General features: G+C 30.5%; 22 protein-coding genes and 1 riboswitch. Of the genes, 2 read left to right on the top strand and 20 right to left on the bottom strand.

The window, feature by feature from the left end:
- Positions 1-2 precede the first annotated feature (2 nt).
- The 9 genes from uxuA to gnd form a co-directional block, all read right to left on the bottom strand.
- Entirely contained in the window at positions 3-1,085 is a 1,083-nt protein-coding gene (uxuA, locus tag ACJDTP_RS22465) for a mannonate dehydratase (RefSeq protein ID WP_039770826.1), read from the bottom strand.
- 12 nt (positions 1,086-1,097) lie between these two features.
- The gene (locus ACJDTP_RS22460) at positions 1,098-1,550 is read right to left on the bottom strand and encodes a PTS sugar transporter subunit IIA (RefSeq protein ID WP_406762517.1); all 453 of its coding nucleotides are present in this window, start codon (positions 1,548-1,550) and stop codon (positions 1,098-1,100) included.
- A gap of 76 nt (positions 1,551-1,626) precedes the next feature.
- Positions 1,627-2,499: a hypothetical protein gene (locus ACJDTP_RS22455; protein WP_406762516.1), complete on the bottom strand. Its 873-nt coding sequence runs from the start codon at positions 2,497-2,499 to the stop codon at positions 1,627-1,629.
- A gap of 55 nt (positions 2,500-2,554) precedes the next feature.
- Entirely contained in the window at positions 2,555-3,058 is a 504-nt protein-coding gene (locus ACJDTP_RS22450) for a PTS sugar transporter subunit IIB (RefSeq protein ID WP_406762515.1), read from the bottom strand.
- 21 nt (positions 3,059-3,079) lie between these two features.
- Positions 3,080-3,937 carry a PTS system mannose/fructose/sorbose family transporter subunit IID gene (locus ACJDTP_RS22445; RefSeq protein ID WP_012058422.1) on the bottom strand — a complete coding sequence of 286 codons (858 nt, stop codon included), beginning with the start codon at positions 3,935-3,937 and terminating at the stop codon, positions 3,080-3,082.
- A gap of 12 nt (positions 3,938-3,949) precedes the next feature.
- A complete protein-coding gene (locus tag ACJDTP_RS22440; protein ID WP_077844163.1) occupies positions 3,950-4,780 on the bottom strand; it encodes a PTS mannose/fructose/sorbose/N-acetylgalactosamine transporter subunit IIC in 831 nt (276 codons plus the stop codon).
- Positions 4,781-4,790: 10 nt separating this feature from the next.
- The gene (locus ACJDTP_RS22435; RefSeq protein ID WP_406762514.1) at positions 4,791-5,894 is read right to left on the bottom strand and encodes an iron-containing alcohol dehydrogenase family protein; all 1,104 of its coding nucleotides are present in this window, start codon (positions 5,892-5,894) and stop codon (positions 4,791-4,793) included.
- 11 nt (positions 5,895-5,905) lie between these two features.
- A complete protein-coding gene (locus ACJDTP_RS22430) occupies positions 5,906-6,907 on the bottom strand; it encodes a D-isomer specific 2-hydroxyacid dehydrogenase family protein (protein ID WP_406762513.1) in 1,002 nt (333 codons plus the stop codon).
- 2 nt (positions 6,908-6,909) lie between these two features.
- Entirely contained in the window at positions 6,910-7,812 is a 903-nt protein-coding gene (gene gnd / locus ACJDTP_RS22425) for a phosphogluconate dehydrogenase (NAD(+)-dependent, decarboxylating) (protein WP_023975169.1), read from the bottom strand.
- Between the two features lie 451 nt (positions 7,813-8,263).
- Between gnd and ACJDTP_RS22420 the strand changes: the two genes are divergently transcribed.
- The gene (locus ACJDTP_RS22420) at positions 8,264-9,112 is read left to right on the top strand and encodes a MurR/RpiR family transcriptional regulator (RefSeq protein ID WP_078115716.1); all 849 of its coding nucleotides are present in this window, start codon (positions 8,264-8,266) and stop codon (positions 9,110-9,112) included.
- Positions 9,113-9,261: 149 nt separating this feature from the next.
- Here ACJDTP_RS22420 and ACJDTP_RS22415 read toward each other — a convergent pair whose 3' ends face one another.
- Together ACJDTP_RS22415 and ACJDTP_RS22410 are read right to left on the bottom strand one after the other, a co-directional pair.
- Positions 9,262-10,932 (bottom strand): tannase/feruloyl esterase family alpha/beta hydrolase, encoded by a 1,671-nt coding sequence (locus tag ACJDTP_RS22415; RefSeq protein WP_406762512.1) that lies wholly within the window; start codon positions 10,930-10,932, stop codon positions 9,262-9,264.
- A gap of 806 nt (positions 10,933-11,738) precedes the next feature.
- Positions 11,739-12,299, bottom strand: a complete 561-nt coding sequence (locus tag ACJDTP_RS22410) for a nitroreductase family protein (protein ID WP_039770845.1) — start codon at positions 12,297-12,299, stop codon at positions 11,739-11,741.
- A 281-nt stretch (positions 12,300-12,580) separates the two neighbouring features.
- On the opposite strand from ACJDTP_RS22410, the gene ACJDTP_RS22405 reads away from it, so the two are divergent.
- The gene (locus ACJDTP_RS22405; RefSeq protein WP_406762511.1) at positions 12,581-13,393 is read left to right on the top strand and encodes a hypothetical protein; all 813 of its coding nucleotides are present in this window, start codon (positions 12,581-12,583) and stop codon (positions 13,391-13,393) included.
- Between the two features lie 225 nt (positions 13,394-13,618).
- On the opposite strand, the gene ACJDTP_RS22400 is transcribed toward ACJDTP_RS22405, so the two are convergent.
- From ACJDTP_RS22400 to ACJDTP_RS22360, 9 genes are all read right to left on the bottom strand, one after another.
- Positions 13,619-13,936 carry a PTS sugar transporter subunit IIB gene (locus tag ACJDTP_RS22400; protein WP_406762510.1) on the bottom strand — a complete coding sequence of 106 codons (318 nt, stop codon included), beginning with the start codon at positions 13,934-13,936 and terminating at the stop codon, positions 13,619-13,621.
- 189 nt (positions 13,937-14,125) lie between these two features.
- A complete protein-coding gene (locus tag ACJDTP_RS22395; protein WP_406762509.1) occupies positions 14,126-14,353 on the bottom strand; it encodes a hypothetical protein in 228 nt (75 codons plus the stop codon).
- Between the two features lie 217 nt (positions 14,354-14,570).
- Entirely contained in the window at positions 14,571-14,738 is a 168-nt protein-coding gene (locus ACJDTP_RS22390; RefSeq protein ID WP_017212669.1) for an aspartyl-phosphate phosphatase Spo0E family protein, read from the bottom strand.
- A gap of 342 nt (positions 14,739-15,080) precedes the next feature.
- A complete protein-coding gene (locus tag ACJDTP_RS22385) occupies positions 15,081-16,793 on the bottom strand; it encodes a methyl-accepting chemotaxis protein (protein WP_406762508.1) in 1,713 nt (570 codons plus the stop codon).
- Between the two features lie 431 nt (positions 16,794-17,224).
- Positions 17,225-17,458, bottom strand: a complete 234-nt coding sequence (locus ACJDTP_RS22380; RefSeq protein WP_406762507.1) for a hypothetical protein — start codon at positions 17,456-17,458, stop codon at positions 17,225-17,227.
- 1,040 nt (positions 17,459-18,498) lie between these two features.
- Positions 18,499-19,710, bottom strand: coding sequence for an EAL and HDOD domain-containing protein (locus ACJDTP_RS22375; RefSeq protein ID WP_406762506.1), 1,212 nt, complete (start codon positions 19,708-19,710; stop codon positions 18,499-18,501).
- Positions 19,711-19,923: 213 nt separating this feature from the next.
- A riboswitch (cyclic di-GMP riboswitch) is annotated at positions 19,924-20,007 on the bottom strand.
- A gap of 263 nt (positions 20,008-20,270) precedes the next feature.
- Positions 20,271-21,659 (bottom strand): NADPH-dependent glutamate synthase, encoded by a 1,389-nt coding sequence (gene gltA, locus ACJDTP_RS22370; RefSeq protein WP_077840861.1) that lies wholly within the window; start codon positions 21,657-21,659, stop codon positions 20,271-20,273.
- Positions 21,659-22,549 carry a sulfide/dihydroorotate dehydrogenase-like FAD/NAD-binding protein gene (locus tag ACJDTP_RS22365; protein WP_406762505.1) on the bottom strand — a complete coding sequence of 297 codons (891 nt, stop codon included), beginning with the start codon at positions 22,547-22,549 and terminating at the stop codon, positions 21,659-21,661. The genes gltA and ACJDTP_RS22365 overlap by 1 nt, the downstream gene beginning before the upstream one ends.
- 384 nt (positions 22,550-22,933) lie before the next feature.
- Positions 22,934-24,100, bottom strand: coding sequence for an iron-containing alcohol dehydrogenase (locus ACJDTP_RS22360; protein ID WP_077841016.1), 1,167 nt, complete (start codon positions 24,098-24,100; stop codon positions 22,934-22,936).
- Between the last annotated feature and the right edge of the window lie 360 nt (positions 24,101-24,460).

Genomic DNA, 24,460 nt, shown 5'->3' with positions numbered 1-24,460 from the left:
TATTATTGCTCCAATCCATTTTCTTTTTGAGATTTTGTGATAGCTTCATATAATCCTTTTAAATAAGTAAAACCTAAAGCACGATCATATAAACCATATCCTGGCATTGCTATTTCATCCCAAATTGAACGACCATGATCTGGACGGATGACACCATCAAAATTAACATCTATAAGTGCCTTCATAAGTGCATACATATCCAATGATCCATCAATACTCAAATGAGCAGATTCTCTAAATTTTTGTTTTCCCAAAAATTCAACATTTCTTAAATGTACAAATTGAATTCTATTTCCTAATTCATGTATGACTTTGACTAAATCTGTTTCTGGATTTGCTCCTAAAGATCCTGTGCAAAGTGTTACACCATTATAAGGAGAATCAATAATATTTATTATTCTTTTATAATCCTCTAAATTTTTTGTTACCCTTGGAAGATTAAAAATTTCCCATGGTGGATCATCTGGATGAATCCCCATTTTCACATCAACTTCCTCACAAACAGGAATAACTTTTTTTAGAAAGTATGCAAGATTGTCAAATAAATCTTCTTCTTTAATATTTTCATACATTTCCATCAAATCATTAAACTTTTTCAGACGTTCTTCTTCCCATCCAGGTAATTTAAACCCATTAGATTGACTATTTATAAGCTTAAACATCTCACTCGCATCCATATGTTCTACAACAGACTGATCAAACAACAATGAATAACTACCATCTGGGTTTTCATATTTCAAATTTGTCTTGGCCCATCCGAAAATTGGTTTAAAACTATAACATACTAAATGAATATCACATGCTGCTAAATTTCTAATTGTTTGAATATAATTATCAATATAATGATCACAATCTTTTGTTCTTGCTTTAATTGCATCATGAACTGCAACACTTTCAATGCCAAGTAACTCCAATCCCTCTTTTTCAATTGAAGCCTTAAATTCTTTAATTTCATCAATTTCCCAAACATCTCCAGGTAACTTATTTAATAATGTCCCTACAACACCATCTGTTCCTGGAACTTGCCTAAAATGTTTTAAAGGAATAGAGTCTTTCGCTCCATACCATCTAAATCCCCACTTCATTTTATCCCTCCATCAAAAATCATCATCTTCATCAGCCTCATTAGCATCTACATCAATAGGACAATGCCATGAACTAATACATTCTTTTGCTTTCTCTGCAGCTGATTTTGCAACTATTTCAATTTGTGTCCCTAAAATTTGATGATTGATTATTTCCAATAACATAGGTAAGTTAACTCCACCAATAATATAAACCTTATCTTTTAGTTCTCTCTCTAACTGATTTGTAACAAGAACTGATTGGTTATATGGACTTGCGCTCACTAAATCAACCAATACCACAACACCATCACCTTGATTTACTTCTAAAATAGAGTTATTTATCTTATTACCAAGTTTCTCAACATCATCTCCTGCATTTAAATTTACAGTTATGATATTTTCTGTATTCCCCATAATAACTTCAGCTGCGTCTTTGATACCGTTGCTTAAAGTACCATGTGTGGCTATTACAATTCCTAACATGATTTAATCTCCTTTTATATTTTGATTTAAGGCATAATCAAAAATAATCATGACTTTTTGAACTCGTTATTTTCTTTCATATGCCTAACAATTCTATTACTTGAGTAAAATGACTATAATTTAAATTTTTCTTATTTAACTTTGACTTATCTAAGTAAAACTCTTTATCTTGATTCATATCTGCACAAAATAAATAATTGATTTGACCTCTAGGTGATACATATCGAATTTCTTTAGATTCAGCAAGCTCTTCTTTAAATTGTTTACCCATTACATTTAAAGTGGCATCTGCTCCAATAGAATCTAAACAATAAACCTTTGCATTCTTTTTTACAGAACTCATTAAGACATCTAATCCTCGTCTTCCATAACAACCTTCATCGATAAATGCATAAGCCACTTTTTTCTGATTTTGATTCTCTGTTAACATCTGTAGCAAGCAAAGTACTGAAGATGTATTTCTAATTAAATTCTTTCGATTCCACTCCCCTTTTGATAACTTTGATAAAATAACAAAATATCCACCGTATATTAGTACAAGACATGCTGTTTGCACAGAAAACAAAACAAATGGTGCAGAAACCAATTTCATGTATAAAAGTGTTCCTAGAATACCTAGAAAAATCCAAATTAGAGACATACAAATAACGGCTTTTGTAGTTTGTTTTCCTTGTTTTTTTCGATTAAACAATATATAATCTCCAAAATAGGCTGGAGGTGTATCATAATAAGTACAAACGATTTGATCTGCCTTTTCAATATCTCCAACATACACATTTCGTGCACCGTCTTTTTTTTGATTACTATATTCGATTACGGAAATATCTTTTCGCACTTGTGATATATCTGTTACAAGCGCCTTCAAAAATCTAGTTTTCTCTTTCTTGCTATTCCGTGAGCTATACATAAACGAATACCTAGCTAATCTATCGTTAAAAATATCCTCCATGATAAACCTCCAATTTTTATTACAAGGAAAATAATAATCTTTCATTTAAAAACAATTATTTAAATTTACTAACAACATCTTTCAATTCTGTTTTAGGAGCAGAAGGAGTAGCTTGGAAATAGATATTCTCTACTCCATATTTATCTTTCATTTCTACTAATCTATCTACATCTTCTTTGTTTATATAAACAGATTTTGTAACTAGTACATCTTTACTTGCATCTTTTTGTGCAATACCTCCAATATTCAATTCTTTCATTGGCACTCCATGTTTAACCAAGTCATACATAACTTTTACAGTTTTTGCTATCAAGATACAATTATAATCTTTGAACTGATATTCATCCCAATAGAATTTAGCTTTCTCTGGCGTAATTACTATTGTTTTTTGTCCAGTACGGCTACCTGCATTTTTATATAAATCTCTCATGAATGGGTCTTTTGCTACAACTTCATCTACTACAAAAATTGAATTTACCCCGCTCTTTTGTGAAAGAGTCACCATAACTTGTCCATGAATTAAACGTTCATCTACTCTTGCTAAATTTATAACACCCATTTTTCAACTCTCCTTTTTACTCTATAGAATTCTAACGCTAGCTAAAACAATTAAAATTAATGTTAACCATAATAATGCTGGTGTAACTTTTAAACCTTTTTTATTGTAGAACAAATAAACTCCCATAACTACTGCTAATGGTAAAATACCAGGAGCAACAGAATCTAAAATATTTTGGATAATGAATGCTTTTCCAGAAATCGTAAATTGTAAATTTGCACTAACTTTTACATAGTTACCCGCTAAGATTCCCATCATAAATAGACCTAAAACAGATAAAGTATCGATTGCAGTTTTAACACCTGTACTTCCCATCAATCCTGTTGCGTTACGTCCCATATCAAATGCTTGACGAGCAAAGAATAGACCCAATAAAACTTGGTAAAGAGCAAAGCAAACGAATGGGAACAACGCTCCTAATGGACTACCTTGCTGTGCCCAAGGAACTGCGATGGCAATAAAGATATATTGCACAGTCCCTGAGTCAATTGCATCACCAATTCCAGCAAGTGCACCCATTAAACCAGCTTTTGTGTTATACATCAAATCGTCTTGCATTGTTATTTCTGATTGTTCATATTCTTCTTTTGCACGTTGTGATTCCATGGAAGCCATTAAGCCAGTAATAACTCCACCCCCCCAGCTTAACTGAGTATTGAAAAATAATAGTTGTCTTTTATAAGCAGCTTTTAACGATTCATCATCTTTGTATAATTTTCTTAAAATTGGCATCATTCCATATAACAAAGAAGATGCAAGATATCTTTCAAATGAATGTGGAATTTCATTCGCAAAATGCCATCTTAAATATGCTTTAGTAACATCCTTTTTTGTGATCTCTTCTGGAGCTTTAGCAGCTCTTTTTACATTTTCACTCATTTTATCTACTCCTTAAAACCCATCATCATAATCATCTTCATCTAATGTCTCTGTACCCTTAGCAACATTTGTACTAGGAACATTCTTTCCTTTTTGAGACATACTGAAAATTAAAGCAATCAATAGACCAAACACAGCATAAGTTACCATTGTAATATTCAATGATTTTAATGAAACACTCATGAAATACGCCAAGAAAAAGAATGCTAAGTAATCCTTACGTCCAATTACATAAACTGTTGTGGCAATACCAATAGCAGCCAATCCACCACCAACAACTTCAAGTATATGAATGATATAACTTCCTTTCAAAGCATTGATTACATCTGCAATAATTGGTGCCCCAAAATATAAAGCTACAAATACCAATGGTACAAATAGAGCAAATGATGCAATTGTAGGTAAAAGAATTATCGAACGCTTAATAGCGCCATCATTTAAATCTTCTACAGCTTTATCTGTATATTTACCTAAGAATGTATTGATAAAAAAACGGAATTGATATAAATAACTTCCTAACAAACCAACTGGAACTGCGACAGCAATAGCGGCTTCAGGCTGTAAATTTCCTAATAAAGCAACCGGTACTGCGATAGCTGCTGCAATAGATGGTTCTTGTGGCATGGATCCTCCTGGAGAAAAAACACCCATATAAATCAACTGCAGTGCTGCTGTAACAATCATTGCTTGGCCAACATTTCCCATAACAATACCAACAATCAAACCGGTCATTAAAGGTGAAAATCGAAGCGTTAGTGAAGCTCCTCCACCAAACCATCTTGACATAACCGCGCCAACCCACAAAGCGATTAAAAAACTCTGTAATACACTTAAAGTTTCCATTACTCTTCTTCTACCTCTTTTCTACATATTTTTCTAAATCAAAGATTGTTTTTTTCAAAATATCTGGCGTAATTACAACAGGAATCAAATGAACTTTTTCTTTTGATTCAATAAAACCAACTATATCATCAAGAACTTTTTCATCCTCTGGATACAACTCCATATAATGTAGAGATACAGGCAGTTTCAAATCTGAATAGAAAGGCATTAAAGAATCAATCGTCGACCACTTGCCTTCTAGAGCCAACTGGTATAAAACCCCATAAGCTACTTTTTCGCCATGAAGATATGAATGGCTTTCCGGAATATATTTAGCTATTGCATCATGCATTGCATGTGCTGCGGCATTACGGGCATATTTATCTCCCAATCCTCCACATAAACCTGCAACTGCTATCACAATTTCAGACAAATGTACAAATTCTTCCGAAACTACTTTATTCTCCATATCTTTCATTGCTTTAGCCGATTCTTTTACAATTGATTCATTACATAACTTTGCAGTATAACTTGCTAGCCTCAAAAAGGGCTCGTTCTGTAAATGTTTTTGAGCCAAAATAGAATCTGATTCATACCATTTTGCAATTGTATCTGCCAACCCTGCAATGAAGTAACGTACTGGAGAATCAATCACTAAATATGGATCTGTTATCAAGAAACTAGCCTGCCTCATATAATGCTCAGATTTTCCTTCTGATTCTCCACTTTCTTTATACATAACAGATAAAGGTGTCCATGGTGCACAATTACTAACCAAAGTTGGAACGACACCATATTTAACATTACAAATATGACCAGCATATCCAACGAGATCTACAAGTTTTCCGCCACCAACTCCAATAATAAAATCGATATCATTTTCTTCAACGATTTGTGCTATTAAATCTGCACCATAATAACTACATTCACCTGTATATTGATGATAAAAAACATTTTGATCTATCGTTTCTAAAAACTTCATCTTTGGCTTTGCTTTTTCCCAAGAAATTGTTCCATGTACGATCAAGATATTCTTTGATTTATGTTCTTTTAATAATTGCGGAATAAAATCAATTGCACCTTCATGATACCTATAGAACTCAGGACCAACTTTAACCTTTAAATCAGTCAACATTTTTATCCCCCCTATTTTTTAATAAATTTACTTGTTGGCTGAATTGCCCTTTCTGGTAAAACACCTTGAACTATTTGTTCCACATCTGTTACGCATTTATTACCCATTTGCTCTAGACATTCTATAGTATAAGCTGATGTATGAGGAGTTATTAAAACGTTATCAAAAGCTAGATAAGGATGGCTCTTTCTTCCTGGCTCTTCTTCTAAAACATCTGTCGCAAAACCAGCAATTTTTCCAGATTTCAATCCCTCAATAACCGCATTTTCATCCACTAATGCTCCTCGCGCACTATTGGATATGTAAACACCGTCTTTCATTTTTTCTATTTCGTTTTTAGATATCATATGATAACTTTCTTTGGTTAAATTTGCACAAAGACAAATAATATCAGAAGAAGTCAACAATTCATCTAATTCAACTTTTCTTGCCCCATAAGTCTGTAAATACAAATCTGACTTGTATGGGTCATAAGCTAAAACATTACATCTAAAACCATTTCTAACAATCTCTACTACACAACTTCCTGTGTTTCCAACTCCAATAACACCTACTGTTTTATTAAAAAGTGCATGTCCAACAAATTCAGCTCGATCTTCCCAACGATCCGCTTTAACTCGATTACTGGACTCCATTGTTTTTCTTAATACAGCCAACAAATTTGTAATGTTGTTTTCTGCGACTGCGTCCCGTTCTACTAAGGCTGGAACTATTGTAACAATAGTATCATGTTCTTTTGCCGCATCGATATCAATATTGTTGTATCCAATTCCATGACGTGTAATCAGCAAAAGCTCATCTTTATAATCAAAAAACTCTTTAGTGAAAAATGGGGTTACACTTGCAATGATAATATTGTATCCACTTAATAAGTTTGCAAGTTCTTTCCCATTCATTTCATTATCAACTTGAAAATAATCAACAGCTCCTATTTCCTTCAAACGATCAATGTGCTCAGGGAATATCTTTCCAAAACTACTTGAATTAACAATAGCTATCTTATATTCTCTCATATCTACTTATCCTTCTTTACAATAGAATGTCCACCAAATCCGTTTCGTAAAGCCGAAACTACCTTTGCAGAAAAACTATCATCTTCTTGAGACAAATTACGCATAAATAAACTCAAAGCAATTGTTGGTACTGCAATCCCCATATCCAAAGCAGTCTCAATAGTCCATTTTGCTTCTCCAGATGCAGCAACAACTCCTCTGTAGTCTTCTAAATTTAGACTAGCTTTGAATTGTGATTCAGCAATTTCCATAAGCCAACCTCGAATAACAGATCCGTTATTCCAAACCCTTGCAACAGCAGCTAAATCATAATCAAATTCACTTTCTTTAACAATTTGGAAACCTTCACCGATTGCTTGCATCATTCCGTATTCGATTCCATTATGGATCATTTTCAAAAAGTGACCACTTCCTGATTGGCCAGTATATAAGTAACCCTTTTCAACTGATATATCTTTGAAAATTGGCTCTATATCCTTAAATACTTCAGGATCTCCACCAATCATAGTACATGCACCGCCAAGTGCTCCAGAAGTTCCGCCTGATGTTCCACAATCAAAATAAGATATTTCTTTCTCCTTAAAAGTCTTTGCACGTCGTATTGAATCCTTAAAATTTGAATTTCCACCTTCAATGACAATGTCATTTGGAGAAAGTAAATTCAGCAATTGATTCAATACAGATTCCGTAATTTCTCCAGCAGGTAACATAGACCAGATAACTCTTTTTTCAGTAAATGAAGTAACGATTTTCTCTAAATTATCAAATGTTTTTATACCTGCCTTTTCAGCATTTTCTTTTGCTTTATCAGATAAATCAAATCCCATAACATCATAATTATGATTCTTTAAATTACATGCTATGTTTAAACCCATCTTACCAAGACCTATAATTGCTATTTTCATACAATCCCTCCATTTCATGTCTTTATTGTATCAAAAAAAATTTTTTTTGTAAATATTTTTATAAAAAAAATTTTTTTTGATATAATTGTGCTTTTCTCATACTTCTATCTATATCCGCCTCTTGCAATTTCAGAAATACTATGATATTTATATAAAGTAGCAGATATACTAAATCGCGCTAAGTAAAATAACGTTTAGTTCAGACTGGATATTTTACTATTACTTCCATTAACCAAAATAGATATATAACAATGCTATTTTTTAATAATTCAACCACTTTTCATACATATTAAACTCAATTGTTCATTCGACCATATGAACAAAAAATCTATATCATTCTCTTTTATAAATTTGATTTTTATATATAATACTATTTGAAATATACATTACGCTCAAAATTTTTTATTGTTTTTAAAGTTACAATATATCATTTATAAAAAGGAGGACCAACATGGAGGTATCTGTTAGGCTTAAAATTAAATCGTTATACAATGGATTAAGTACTAAAGAACAAAATATTGCAGACTATATACTTGAAAATCCCATTTCTGTGGCTCACAATTCTATCAGCTATTTATCTGATGAACTCAATGTTGCAGACTCTACCTTATTTCAATTCGCAAAAAAACTAGGCTATTCTGGCTTTAAAGAGTTTAAGATGGCTATCTTAATTGAAGAAAATAATTTTTCAACTACATCAATTCATGAAAAAATTGAAATTGATGATAATGAATTAACTATGGCACAAAAAGTCTTTGATTCAAACATTAAAACACTAACTAATACTAAGAAGATATTAGGGTTAGACGATTTGAAAAAAGCGGCTGAGATTATATCAAATTCAAATCTACTATATTTTTTTGGTGTCGGTGGATCAGGAATACTTGCAGAAGATGCATATCATAAATTTTTACGTTCCCCAGCTCATGTCCGTCATAGTACTGATTATCATATACAACTTATGGAAGCATCTTTATTAACACCACAGGATTGTGCAATTTGTATCTCACATACAGGAAAATCAAAAGAAACTATCAGGATTGCTGAATTAGTAAAAGAAGCTGGTGCAAAAGTAATTGTTATAACTAGCCATGCATCTTCTCCTCTAGCTAAGATAGGTGATGTCGTTTTTATTTCTATATCTGAAGAAATCGAATTTCATTCAGAAGCCTTATCTTCTCGTATATCTCAATTAAGCATCTTAGATTCACTCTATGTAATTTTGATGTTTATGAATAAAGAGAAATCAAAAGAAGCTTTATCTAAAGTTAGACGCACTATATGGGACGTAAAGCATTAAAACCTATGACAACAAGATTTTATTGAACCGTGATTAATTTTATCCTTTAAAGCGGATTATTTTATTGAAAGTTGAAGTCGGGATTAATTATCCCGACTTTTGATTAAGCAGCATTATTTTATTATCTGATAGAATAAACTCTTTCAATTTCATTGAGGGGTAGCGCTGATAAAACTTCCAGCGGAATTTACGTCTCCGCTTCCTTTGTACTCTGGATACGCAGGATATTCTAAAAGCGGACGTGTACGACCTTTAGTCTTTTCAGACTGATCTGTTACAATCAAATTCTCAGGAGACTTATTATTTACTACCCATTGATCCAATGCGCCCAATGTATCGGATCCCATATTCCAGGTTTCTGAATTATAATGGCCATTTCCTGGAACCATATAGAATTTTACAAACTCGCCAAGAGAGTCCTTACCGAATTTGTTAATTAGCTGATTATAGTAGTCAATTGTGCCTTGGAAGGTAACAATTTGATCTCCTGCTCCATGAATAAGAATCAATTTTCCTCCATTATTCTTAAAATCTGAGATATCTGGATTTGTAGCATCAAGTAATTCTGAAGCTTGTACGACTTTATCACGCCATTTATCTGCATCAAAATTTTCAGGATTAAAATTATCATCTCGAACTATCATATTTTTAATAACAGCATCCCCACTTTCTGCCATTAAGCCATCTCTGGCAGTTGGTGCTGTACCAAATTGGTTTAGATACATATCGGCTAAAGGTGCTCCCTTAAAAACAGGATATCCTGGCATAGTGGTTAATCCATTGGCAAGAGGATAATTAAAGTTCATAGGTGAAGCAAATGTTTCTAAGGTTTTTATCTGCGCATCTGATAATATATTTTTCAAAGCCTTTAAAACTTCATCCTTCTTTTTTTCAGCTCCATAAATGTTGCTTATTATGCCATCTTTAACGCCGTCTAGTCCATCATCTATTCCAAGGATGGTTTGATTAACAAGCTTATACTGTTCAGGGCTGATCCAACCTGCTCCATTATTAGCTTGTACGAAATCTGCATTTCTGCTATCCGTAATTGCCTTAGGTACCCAGTTTAATACAGGAAAATAGCAAATAACTCCGTTATATTCTGTTGGGAAACGTTGCACAACCTTCAACGCTTCTCGTCCGCCATTAGACCCGCCAACAAAATATACCTGAGACGGCTTGGATTTATAAAAAGCCTGTACTATTTCTAGTACGGTATCTTTTGTTTTCTTTAACTGATCAGAGGCAAAATTATTCAAGGCTTCATCATTAAGTGCCCATTTACTATCCCAATATGAAGAATTTACATGACCACTATCACTGCCAAATGTAACATATCCTTGAGCCAAAGGTGTTGGATCTGAAACCATTTGCCCGTAATATCCATTATCAGCAGTAACCAGAGCACCGTCAAATCCGCCACCACCATATTGTAGTATTTTACTGTTCCATTTTACAGGAAGGTTAACCTGAAAGTTAATGTCCGGCGCAGTTTTATCTACTGGATGAATTGCACCTAATACCTTGCAGTATTCTCCATTCAGATTACCCTTTTCATCAGACTTCACTATAGTTGCTGAACTAATCGTAGCACCTGATGTAGGCAGGCCTATTTTCGATGAAGGAATTTCTGCTGGTATCGTAAAATTGCTTAATGCATCATAAACTTTAAAATCTTTTGGATTAGTGGATGATGATGTAGCAATAACTATAGAATCTTTTGGATTAGTTGAGGCTACTGCAATACTTCCATTAAATATGAACACACAGCTAGTAGCAAAAGCACTTACGGTGGTCCAACTTTTCTTTGAAATTTTCATTTTTTCGTCACTCCTTATTTTTGACTGTCACTGTCACAGTCTTATCTGATGTCTAACCACTGTAACCTCCCTCCTGTATTAATATAAGATTGATAAAATCATGAATTAGCAAAATTTGATTTATATATAATGCAAATTTTAACATATATTTCCATCTATAAATATATTATACTTACTCAGGCTGATGTTCAATAAGTTTTCATAATAATTTTTTTGACTATAGCTCCCTTTCCAAATTGTTCATTAATTTGCTATTCCGAAAGATAATTTTGGAACAAATATCTAATCACAAATGTATCTAAGACTACATCCCTCGCATTTATTAAGTATCTCATCATCTTATTAAAGAACATCTAAGTTCATCATTAAAAGTATAATCTATAATGTCAAAAGCAATCTGCTTTTTATTAAAATATTGTAAGATTCTTAAATTCTTAAAAATATATATTCTTAAATTCTTTAGAATTTTAGAATTTTTAATATCAACTTATCTTGAATTCTGCCAACTATTTTTTCTAAAATATCTTCAATAGTTACAAATCCAAATGATACTCCATATTTATCAATTAATACAGACATATGCTTTTTATAAATCTGTAATTCTTTAGTGAAATGCTTACTTTATAGTATAAACTTCAATATTATCGTGTTTTAATAATAGCTAAGCTTAAGCCATAGAAATGTCAATTTTATCAATTTATATAGCAAAAGACTCTATAGCTAGAATACTTTCTAACCATAGAGTCTCATTAATAATTTTTTACTTTCACATATTTGGAAGTCACCTTTTTAACTTATTACTCTTTTTATTTTACTATATTTACTGTTCCTTCTTTTCTTGTTGGAGCTTTTGGTTCTTTCCCTCCATTAAAGCCTAGCGTTGCTGTACCAAATGGCGCATAGTTTTCTGGAATTCCTAGCTCAGTAAGCACATTTCTGACATTAGGGTCATCTCCAACCATAGCTAAAGTATGTACCCAACATGATCCAATGTTAAGTGAATGAGCTGCTAACATTATGTTTTGTATTGCTGCAGCACAATCAGACTGCCCTACTGGTAAGTTTTTATCACAAGATGTTATCACTATAGTAGGTGCATTATAAAATGGGTTAAAGTTTGGATTATTTGCCATCTTATTTAGCTGTTCTATAGGAGAATTTTGTAATGCTTCTTTCGCTGCTGAAATCAGCTTATTTATCTTCTCTCTATTTTGTACAGCTGTAAAATGCCAATCCTGACTATTCATTCCGCTTGGAGCAAACTTAGCAGCCTCTAATATTTTATTTAAGTCTTCATCCGAAATTTGCTCTTCTTTATACACTCTTATACTTCTTCTTGTTATGATATTTTGTATTACTTCGTTCATTATTTTTCTCCTTCCATTTAAGCCCCAATATAACTTTATTTATATTATTATATTGATTAGATTAATTATAAATTTGTCTAGAACTTTCATTCTAGTATATAGTATTATCATTTTTGCAATAAATATATAAATGCGGCGCCAATAAATTTATATGCTTAATATTCCTTTTCACATAAATTTCACATAACAGAATTATAATTCCCTTATAGCCGGTTATTTCTATATTAATCTATGTTTTTAACATAAAAATAAATTTTTATATGACGTAAGGAGAGATAATTATGAAAAAGAAAAAAATACTAGGAATTGCAATAGCAGCTATGATCTCAATATCAAGCCTTGTTCCAGCATTCGCTGATGATGCTTCTACACAAAATTTAACAAATAGTGTTACTACAGGACAAGTATCGCAAAATAATAAGGCAGATAAACTTGCAAAACTTACTCAAAAAGCTTCTAAACTTGGAATAGATATTACTGGATTAACTAATGATCAAGCAAGATCAAAAATAAGAGCTGCTGTAGCTCAAAAACTTGGGATTGATATAACAGGTCTATCAGATAAAGATGCTTCAGCTAAAATTAAAGCAGCTTTTGAGGAAAAGACTCTTGAAAGACTTAATAAAAAAGCAACTGAATTAGGTATAGATATAACAAATCTTTCACCTGATAACGCTAGAGCTAAGATTCTATCTGCAGAGGCAGGGAAACTTGGAATTGATATAACAGGACTATCAAATAAAGATGCTTCAGCTAAAATTAAAGCAGCTCTTGAAGCTAAAAGCCTTGCCAATTTAACTAAGAAAGCAACAAAACTTGGAGTTGATATAACAGGTTTATCCAATAAAGATGCTAGGATAAAATTAAATCAAGCAGAAGCTTCTAAACTTGGAATAGATGTTACAGGTCTATCAAATGAAGATGTAATAGCTAAAATTCAAAGTGCAAGAGCTGAGAAATTAGGAATCGATATAACAGGATTATCATTTAAAGATGCTCAAGCTAAAATTAAAGCAGCATCTGAAGCTAAAAAAGAAGCTAATCAAAAGAAAAATACATCAACAACTACAACAACTGATACTTCCGTACAATAATTTCATTAAAGAAGAGATACTTTCATAAATTTGAAAGTATCTCTTCTTTACTATGTGATAATATGAGAATTTTAAGACCCTATTTTCTATAATTTAAAGAATCTATATATAGGATTTTAAAAATTTATATGACTGAAGACTACACCCTAAATTATAAAATAATTGAGGTACTATAATTTTATAAAAGATGAACTATGTTATTTAAATCTTACATACAAAGATTTATTAAACTTTGCTATTTCTGTAAGCCACATGCCTAGTAACCATCATGGTGTTTTCTTCCCCTGGAAAATATACTGGATTAATTTTAGTTTCATTATACAAATTGATTGCATCTACTACATCTATTGCTAATTCCTTAAAACTAATGAGACCATACATTCTCGGTGGAAGAATATAGATAGGTTTATCAATCTTTGAAGTTTTCACCAATTTCTTAACCTGCATTATTAGGTGAGGACAACATACAATGATATCAAATTCACTCATTCTCTTATTTACTAATAAAAATGGCGAAAATTCAATTGAATAATCATTTTGCATATTATTCTCTAATATCTCCTTTTCAACCTTACTAGCTAGGGTACTTTATGAAAAGCCCCCTCCACAGCATAAAAGTATTCTTATCATTTCTAATCCTCCACTGTCTATTATTAATCTTAAACACTAAAGATTTATGGATACCGAATTTAGAGATCCAGCTTATTCAATAAATATATTTATTTGAATATACTAAACTTTATCAGTTTTTTTTAATTTGACAATTCCCTCTTTAATCGTTATTTGATTAGTTTCCTCTAAATATCTTAAAGTAGGCTCTATACGCTCTTTTACTCTTCCAAGTTTTGAGCCGACCAGAGTCTTTTGATAAGTTTTGAAACATATTCTATCTAATTCATATAAATTCATGCCATCTGGTCTTATCTTAAGATTCATTATGACTTTTTCTATAGTATTCATAAAATTCCCTCCTTATACATATCTAATTATACAGAAATATGTAAATCCCTTCCATAAATTTTAATTATATAAAGATGAATCATAATTTTCATAGTCTAGCGAAATAAAAATGTTTCAACTTTCTTCTTATTACCATATAAGTCTAATGCATATTTTGTTCATATATATAAAATGAATTATATTATTTAAGACTCTTATATTAATGATGTGAACTTCTTTAAATTCCTTTATCAAGCAGCTCGTTGTATTGATTTATTATGTCGTCTAACCTCTGACTAGCAGTAATAACTTCTATTCCTAATAAACTTTTTTCGTTGTTTATAATTTCATATAACGATTGTCTCATTTTACAAATCATTTTCTCTATTTCTATTATTTTTTCCAAATTATACTCCCCCTTACCTTTTTATAAGTATAACTCTAAAAAAATACATTTGCTGTATCAATTGTTACATTATGTAACAAGCTTTACTTGTTATATATCGCAAGAAATTATATAATCACTAAAAATATTCTATATTAATATTTATACAAAAAAACCGCAGGCGACTGTTAAGCCATAGATTTTACTGGAATATAAATTTCCAAAAAATAAAACAAAGCCAAATAACTATTCTACTAGAATGAATATTTGGCCCTGCATATATTCTAAAAATTTTAATTCCTTATATTTTTTCAAAGCGCCTGGATAAAACAATTCTATATATTATTCAGAACTTATATATTTCTAGACTTTAAATTTATTTGCCATTTCAATCATGCTATCAGCCATCTCTGATGTGTCTTTTGCCTGATTGGTAACATTATCTACTGATGCGCTGGTTTCGCTAATACTTGCAAATATCTCTTCTACACTAGAAGCTGATTGCTGTGATTTTGATGAAATATTTACTATAGCATTATTGACTTTAGATACATTATCTGCAATTTTAATTGCTGACTCAGCAATCTCTTTTGACATTTCATTCACAACTTCTGCATCTTTTTCATATTGATTTCCTATAGACTTCAACATTTCATAATCTGGTCTAACCTGACTATCAATAAATCCCAATATATCTTTAGTGTTATTAGTAAAGTTTTCAATAACATTTCCAACTGTACCTATATTTTTCTTTATATCGATAACTGTTTCTGATGACTTCTCAGCTAATTTTCTAACTTCCTCTGCAACTACAGCAAATCCGCGACCTGCATCCCCAGCATTAGCAGCCTCTATAGATGCATTAAGTGCTAGAAGATTAGTTTGTTCAGCTATTTGTCCAATAGCTTCTGCCATTTTTTCTATTTCTTTAACTATCTTTATATCCTCAATTGCTTTTTTAATCTTAATTTCTTTTTCATTATATAGGCTTATTGCATTATTAGATGATGCTTCCGCTTTTTCTTTTACATTTACCGCTCTTTTCATAATTTCATCTGAATCTAATTCTCTTTTTTCAGCATTTCTGCTGAGTTCATCTGTCAGCTTTTCTATTTCCATTGTATATGAACTAACATCTTGAGTTGCCGCACTTAAATTCATGCTTGCATCAGCAATTTCATGGGTCACAGTTTTAATATTATTCATAGTTGCAGACATTTCTTCCATTGTTGAAGTTAGATCTTCATTTGAAATTCTAACATTTTTCATACGATTAGTAAGTTCCATAATAAGATTTTTCACGTCTAATACAGCAATATTCAATGCTTTTGACATATTACCTATTTCATCATATGCATTTATATTTATTTTCTCAGTAAGATCTCCTTCCGCTAAACCATTAGCAAAATTAACTATACTGTTTATTCTCTTTCTTAACCAAATTGCTAACCCACCACTTAATATGGCTAATATCAATGCTGAAATAACAATAAATATTGCAAGAAATTTAAACGAATTTTTAAAAACTGCGTTACTTGATTCCGATGTTGCTTTGGCCGCATCAATATTTTCATTTATTACAACATTTATATCATTTGCTATCTCTTCTCTTAAAGTAAAATACTCCGAATTATATAATTCAATAGCTTCCTCATAATTATTGTCAGTAACATCCTTTATTATCTTTGTTCTTATATCCCTATACCTAGTTAATGCATCTTTAACTTTTTTATAATCAGCTTCTTCTTTTTCACTAGAATAAGGTATTTTTTCAATTTCTTCAAAAGTTTTATTATTTAAATCAGATAAATCTGCTAAATCTTTTTGTGCCTCATCTATATCATTTTTAAAATTACTATTAATAATATGTTCCATATCAGATAGTCCTAAGTTAGTATTACTTTTTACTACATATAACTTCTGAAGTCTCATTAAATTATTATTATAAATTTTATCTGTATTTATATTTAGTTTGTTCATGCTAAATAGACCAGCTATGCCGACTAAAACTAAGAATACAGTACATATCACACTACGTCCTATTAATTTTTGGGATATTTTCATTTTCTTAAACATTGTATTTATCCTTCCCTTCGTCCTTTAAGATATAAAAGTTATCATGTTTAATCCCAATACCTAATTCCATAACCATTCTATAAACTACTAAGCTTAATCACTTATTTTTACATAAGTATCAAAACTAATAAGTAATTTACTTCTACTCTAAATTATACCACAAAATCCACTTAATTCACATGAATCCGATAATTATTCTCATATTGTTTAATTTTATTTACTTTTAAAATAGGTATTATAACAGTTCCGCAAGAACAAATGGGTTTATTCTCCATTCAATGTTTGTTTTCAATCTTGTTGAATAGATTCCTGTGTAACTTTTCCACACTCTTAATCTCATTACAATTTTCCAAAAATAAAAAACAATCTCCTCATTTTTTAATAGGAGATTGTTTTTAATTTAGTATAATTCTCTAAATCAATATTTTCTTCTAATTTATTATATCAACAATATCAAACATTGCTGTCATTTCTATAAATACTTGTTTTTTGCAACAAAACTCTTTTTTTGAAATATGACAATTAGCAATCTCTTTGCTCGAGTTATCAGATTTATATTTCTCCAGCTTTTCTTGAAGTTCTTCAAGACATAGATCCTGAATTGCTTTAATGATATCTTCTTCCCATATACAAGCTGGATAACTATTTATCACTTTTATTTTCATTAATTTCACCTCGTATTAATAATGGGGTGTAAAATCCAATAAATATTAACTACTTAATAATACTTGTTATATAATAATCAGATGAAATTAATATTGTGAATGAAACATCTTTGTATTGTAAATTACTACTCTTTAGCATATTATACTTTAAATAAAGTTAAAAATCCCCTGTAAATTTATCATCAATTTACAGGGGATTTACTGTTAGTAGGTATAGTAAAATATAGGAGTGTTATGTAATTGCATATTAAGGGGTATTTGGGAATCAATTTTTACACACTCAATATATTATTCGTTAATAAATATACTTTTCTGACATAAAAATATAAATTTTTCTAATAAAAAGTATATTTTCGAAAATTATTTTAAACCATAGATAAAGTATATAAGGCAAATTATTTAAAAAAGCAAAATATATTACCTATAACCTGTATATTTAAATTTTATAGGTTCATGTTTTGTAATATACATTATATAATTCAATTTTCCATTTTATTAGCTAATCCTGACTCATAGAGTAAATATTATTCTTGTTATCAATCATAAATTTTATTATCCCTTTATAACCGAAAGGAGTACTTAGTAAATCTCAAGATATTATTATTTTGTCATTACTTTTTTTATTTTTATGTATAATATCTTTAAATTTCGTAAATAATTATTAATGAAAATATTACTTTTCAACTACACCAAAAGAGATAGCATTTATTAATCTAACTGCTATCTCTTTTTATATTAAAAATCAGTTTCTAAAACTCCTATCATTTTTTTGATTTAATTACTTATACCTATTAGCAATTTTAGAATATTTATCCTAATATTTAATACTATTCCAATGAAAAATAATATAATATTATTTTTTTTTGCCATTTGCACCTTTTTTATATTTTTATTGTTGAATTAAAACAGTTTATGTCGTATAATGTTAATGTAAATATACAATTTACTTATATTGAAATTTTTCCTAGAGTTTTGATATAGTATTTTCTTTTTTTACCAATTAGAGTAAGAAACTAGACATATTCTAGTTTCTTATTTTTTTAACTCACAACATCATCTGCCCATTTTATAGCATCTATATAGGCTTCTGCAAGCTTATTATCATTAACACCTATTTCCTTAGTATAAAACTCAACATTTTCCCACTGACCTTTTTCATAGTTAATAGCCAATTTCAATATTTTATTCAAAAAATTATCTTTTTCAATTAGTCCTTCCTTTATTTCATCATCTATATATAATTCTTTTAAGATCACTTCAATTGAACAATTTAAAATTGCATCCATAACTGAAAATAATCCCACCATATAAGCTGAATAAACATTATTTTTATATTCACTCATATTACATATTAATTCACATAACTTCGCTCTCTGCAATGAGACTTTTATAAGTTCATCTGTGTTATTTTCCTTTAGATCATTTAGCAGAACTACATATAACCATTTTATAATCTCTTTTCTTCCCAAAAGTGCAATAGCATATTTTATAGATCTTACTTCATTCTTTAGGCAGTATGCAGACGAATTTATTAATTTGATTATTTTATATGACAATCCTAAGTCCTTTATTATTAGTTCTTCTAATTTATTAAAATCAAAATCTTCTTTATTAATCAACTTTAGAATTTTTATTGCTGTATCTTTGTTAGTCGGAATGTTTTTTCTGGAAAGCACTATTGGTTTACTAAAATAATATCCTTGAAAGTATGAGTACCCTAGTTTCAAAGCCTCATCATATTCTTCTTTGTTCTCTACTTTTTCGGCCAAAAACTTTATTTTATTATTTATTTTTTTTAGTTCAAATACTTTCTTTCTTCCATCCCCTGTCGTGATTTTAAAATCTATCTTTATAATATCAGCTATTTCTATTAATTTAATATATTTAATATGGAATACAAAATCGTCTAATGCTAAGATAAATCCTCTTTTCTTAAGTCTTTTACACGCATCCACAATTTCATCATTTGGTTCTATATTTTCTAAAATTTCTATAACAACATATTCTTTAGGAAGTATAGTTGCTATTTCTTTCTTTATCAATTCTTCAGTAAAGTTTATAAATGCCTTCTTGTTATCAGTAATATCTTTGAAGTCAAATGTATAAAATGTATTAGCTATAACCTTTAAAGTTGCTTCATCGCCATTAGCATTGTTATAGAAATTGTTTTGTCCATTTCTAAATAGAAGTTCATATGCAACAACTTCATTTTTCCTGTTAAATATAGGCTGTCTAGCTACAAAAATATCCATAACAGTCTCATTCCCTTCATTAATACTTATATACCTCTTAATTTAACCCTTACTGTAGTATAATTTGGGTTCATAAAAATTAAAATCTTCTCTCAATGAGCTTACTTACGTAATACTTAAACTTAAGATATATAAGTTCTTATTTATATATAAATCAAGTAAATTTTTTCATATAAAAAACCAATTAAAACTAACTAATAAAATAATTAATTAATCTTAATTGGTCGGTTGCACAACTAGCTCCAAACTCTTAAAGTGCCCACTTAGAAAGAATTCTTCATAGCTTCCAATTGTAATATAATACATCAATATGTACTTATTTCATATATATGAAATATTATCATTAATTTATAATAAAATCAACAAATAATATCATTAGGAATACTAAATTAGAGATTTTTAAGGAAATTTTAAGATTATTTTCTCTTTTTATTGAGACATTATTTTTATTTAAAAAAATAATTTTTGTTAAATATCGTCTAAAATTATAAACAAAAAAAAGATTAGTTACATCTATATTTCCCTGTAACTAATCTTCTTAATATATAATATGTTAAATGCTATCTACTTAAATATTCATCTATTGCAGCAGCAGCTTTCTTTCCTGCTCCCATTGCTAAAATAACAGTTGCAGCACCAGTAACTGCATCTCCACCAGCATAAACACCTTCTTTAGTTGTTAATCCATCTTCATTGGCAACTAAACAAGCTCTACCATTGATTTCTAAACCTTTAGTAGTTGATGAAATTAATGGATTTGGTGAAGTTCCAAGTGACATTATTACTGTATCAACGTCTAATACAAACTCTGAATTTTCCTTAACTACAGGCTTTCTTCTTCCTGAAGCATCTGGTTCTCCAAGTTCCATTTTAACGCACTTCATTCCTTTAACCCATCCATTTTCATCTGTTAAGATTTCTGTTGGATTAGTTAAAACATCAAATATTACTCCTTCTTCTTTAGCATGATGCACTTCTTCTGCTCTTGCTGGAAGCTCTGATTCACCTCTTCTATATACTATATGAGCTTCTGCACCAAGTCTTAAAGCAGTTCTTGCTGCATCCATAGCAACATTTCCTCCGCCAACTATAGCAACTTTTTTACCTGCTTTAACTGGAGTATCATATTCTTCTTTAAAGGCTTTCATTAAGTTTACTCTTGTTAAAAACTCATTAGCTGAAAATACACCATTTGCATTTTCTCCTGGTATTCCCATAAACTTTGGAAGACCTGCTCCTGATCCAATGAATACAGCTTCAAATTTTTCATCTTCAATTAATTGATCTATAGTTATTGTTCTTCCTACAATTACATTAGTTTCAATTGTTACTCCAAGCTTCTTTATGTTTTCAATTTCTGCCTTAACAACATCATCCTTTGGCAATCTAAATTCAGGTATTCCATAAACTAGAACTCCACCTGCTTCATGTAGTGCTTCAAATATAGTTACATCATAACCTTTTTTAGCTAGGTCTCCTGCACAAGTAAGACCAGCAGGACCACTTCCAATTACCGCAACTTTCTTCCCTTTAGAAGGTTCTGTTTGTGATAAATCCACTTTATTTTTTCTTGACCAGTCTGCGGTAAACATTTCTAATTTACCTATAGCTACAGCTTCACCTTTAATTCCAAGTACACAGTTACCTTCACATTGGTTTTCTTGTGGACATACTCTTCCACAAACCGCTGGAAGTGCACTGTATTTTGCTATTTCTTTAGCAGCGCCTTCAAAATCTCCAGTTTTAGCTTTTGATATAAATCCTGGAATGTTGATTGATACTGGACATCCCTCAACACATTTAGGATTTTTACAATTTAAACATCTATTTGCTTCTTTTATTGCATCATCTTCATTATATCCTAAACAAACTTCCTTAAAGTTTTTTGCTCTTACTTCTGGAGCCTGTTCAGTAACAGGTGTTCTTTTCATTCTATCGTTCATCTCTATTACTTATCCTCCTTGCATCCACAACCGCCATGGTTATGAGTGTTTCCTTCTTCATGTTTTAATAATTCTCTTCCTTCTTCTGTTTTATACATAGCTTGTCTTCTCATTGATTCATCGTAATCTACTAAATGTCCATCAAATTCAGGTCCATCAACACATGCAAATTTAACCTTTCCACCGACAGTAACTCTACAAGCACCACACATTCCAGTACCATCAACCATTATAGGATTTAAACTTACTACAGTTGGAATATTTAATTCTTTAGTTAACATTGAAGTAAATTTCATCATTATCATTGGTCCAATGATAACAGCTTGATCATATTTCTTACCCTGATTATTAACTAATTCCTTAAGCATATCTGAACCAGTTCCTTTAAAACCGTACGAACCATCATCTGTTGTTACGTAAAGATTTCCAGCAACCGCCTTTAATTCTTCTTCATATATTAATAAATCTTTATTTCTGCTTCCTAAAATAACATCTACAGCTATCCCTTGTTCGTGCATCCACTTAACTTGAGGATAAACTGGAGCTGCTCCTACGCCTCCTGCAATAAAGATAATATTTTTCTTTTTCAATTCTTCTAGATCTTCATGAATAAATTCACTTGGCACACCTAATGGACCCACAAAATCAGAAACATAGTCTCCAACATTAAATGCTGCTAACTGCTTAGTTCCTTTTCCTATAGCTGCAAAAACTATAGCCACTGTACCTTTTTCCGCATTATAATCTGCAATTGTTAAAGGTATTCTTTCTCCTTTTTCATCATTTTTTATAATTATAAATTGACCTGGTTTTGCTGATTTAGCAACTCTAGGCGCTTCTATATCCATTAAGAATATGTTATTGGTAAGTTCTCTTTTGTTAACAATTTTGTACACTCTTAGTACCCCCTACGCTTATAAATTCTATTGATAATTTCAAATTAAACTTGCTTAGATAGAGTTTGATCCCTATCTGAATCTTAGCTGAAATTTATTTATGATCATACAACTGTTACATATCACTTAAAGAAGCGATAGGATTACAGCTTCTAAACATAAGATATATCCGATGATTGGCATTTTCATCCTTGTTTCCATATCAACAACAAAGACTCCCTGAGGTGGAGAGTCATTGTTGTTTTATCAATGTTGTAACGATTCTTTTAGTAATTATTCAATTATTTACTTTAATAACTTTTTAAAAGTTACATGATTTTTAATGTGAAACAACTTACTTTATCTCTATAAGATTATGAAATAAAAAAATTGCCTTAATTTATTTTATAAATTAACTTTAGTTCCATAGTATGTGCATTCAAATAATTTTTCCATTGTAGCATCATCTATTTCTCTAGGATTTGATCCTGTACATGCATCTAATACTGCGTTATGAGCTATAAATGAAAGATTAGCTTTAAAATCTTCTTCAGTAACTCCATACTCTTTCATTGAGTGAGGAATTTCTAATTTATCATTTAATCCATTAATTAATTCGATTAACGAATCAGTTAACTCTGCATCATTATTTCCTTTTAATTTTAATGCTCTCGCAATATCTCCATATCTATTTTCGCATTTTGTTCTATTATACTCAATTACATATGGTAAAAATATAGCATTTGCACATCCATGAGGAATATGGAATACAGCACCAACCTTATGAGCCATTGAGTGAACTATTCCAAGTAATGCATTAGAAAATGCCATTCCAGCTAAACATTGAGCCTCATGCATTAGATTTCTTGCTTCTTTATCTCCTTCAAATGATTTGATTAAATTTTCTTGGACCATTTCTATAGCTTTAATTGCTAATGGATCTGAGAAATTTGATTGAAGTGATGCAGTGTATGCTTCTATAGCGTGAGTTAATGCATCCATTCCAGTATGAGCTGTTAAAGTTTTTGGCATAGTTTGAGCAAGTGCTGGATCAACTATTGCTATATCTGGAGTTATGTTAAAATCAGCTAAAGGATATTTAATCTTTTCTGAATAATTTGTGATAACTGAGAATGCTGTAACTTCTGTAGCTGTACCGCTTGTTGATGGAATAGCTACAAACTTAGCCTTTTGTCTAAGGTCTGGTAGTCCAAATGGAACAACTGCTTGTTCAAAAGTAAAATCTGGGTATTCGTAGAATATCCACATAGCCTTTGCAGCATCAATTGGTGATCCTCCACCGATTGCAACTATCCAATCAGGCTCAAAGTTTCTCATAGCTTCTGCGCCTTTCATTACTGTTTCCACTGATGGATCTGGTTCAACACCTTCAAATAATTCTACTTCCATTCCTGCTTCTTTTAAATAATCTTCAACTTGTTTAAGAAAACCAAATCTTTTCATTGATCCGCCACCAACTACTACGAAAGCTTTCTTACCCTTTAAAGTTTTAAGTGCCTCAAGTGCTCCTTCTCCATGATAAATGTCTCTTGGTAAAGTAAAACGTGCCATAAATATTTCCTCCTAAAATTTGCTCATTTATTATTTTGCATAGTTGTAAAATAATAAGTTAATATGTCTATTTTTGACCACATAAATTATTAAAGCAATATTCATGCCAACTTGTGATTATTTTATCAATATATTTTATATTTATGATAATAAAATGTCAAAATATAAGAGTACTTTTCTAACAAAAAACTCGTAATTCCTGAGAAATATTATATTTAAAGGGTTTAAATTAAGTTATTAAATATATAAAAAATAAATTATACATAGATTAATTGTTAAGCATATACTCATTTATATAAATAATTTTTAACAAAGATATGTCCTAAAATAATACAGTATAAATTTAATACAGCGTAATAT

The organism is Candidatus Clostridium helianthi, from assembly GCF_045310795.1.
In the GTDB taxonomy this organism is placed as follows: domain Bacteria; phylum Bacillota; class Clostridia; order Clostridiales; family Clostridiaceae; genus Clostridium; species Clostridium helianthi.
Note: the sequence above shows the minus strand (reverse complement) of the source record. Positions and strands in the feature narration are given on the sequence as shown.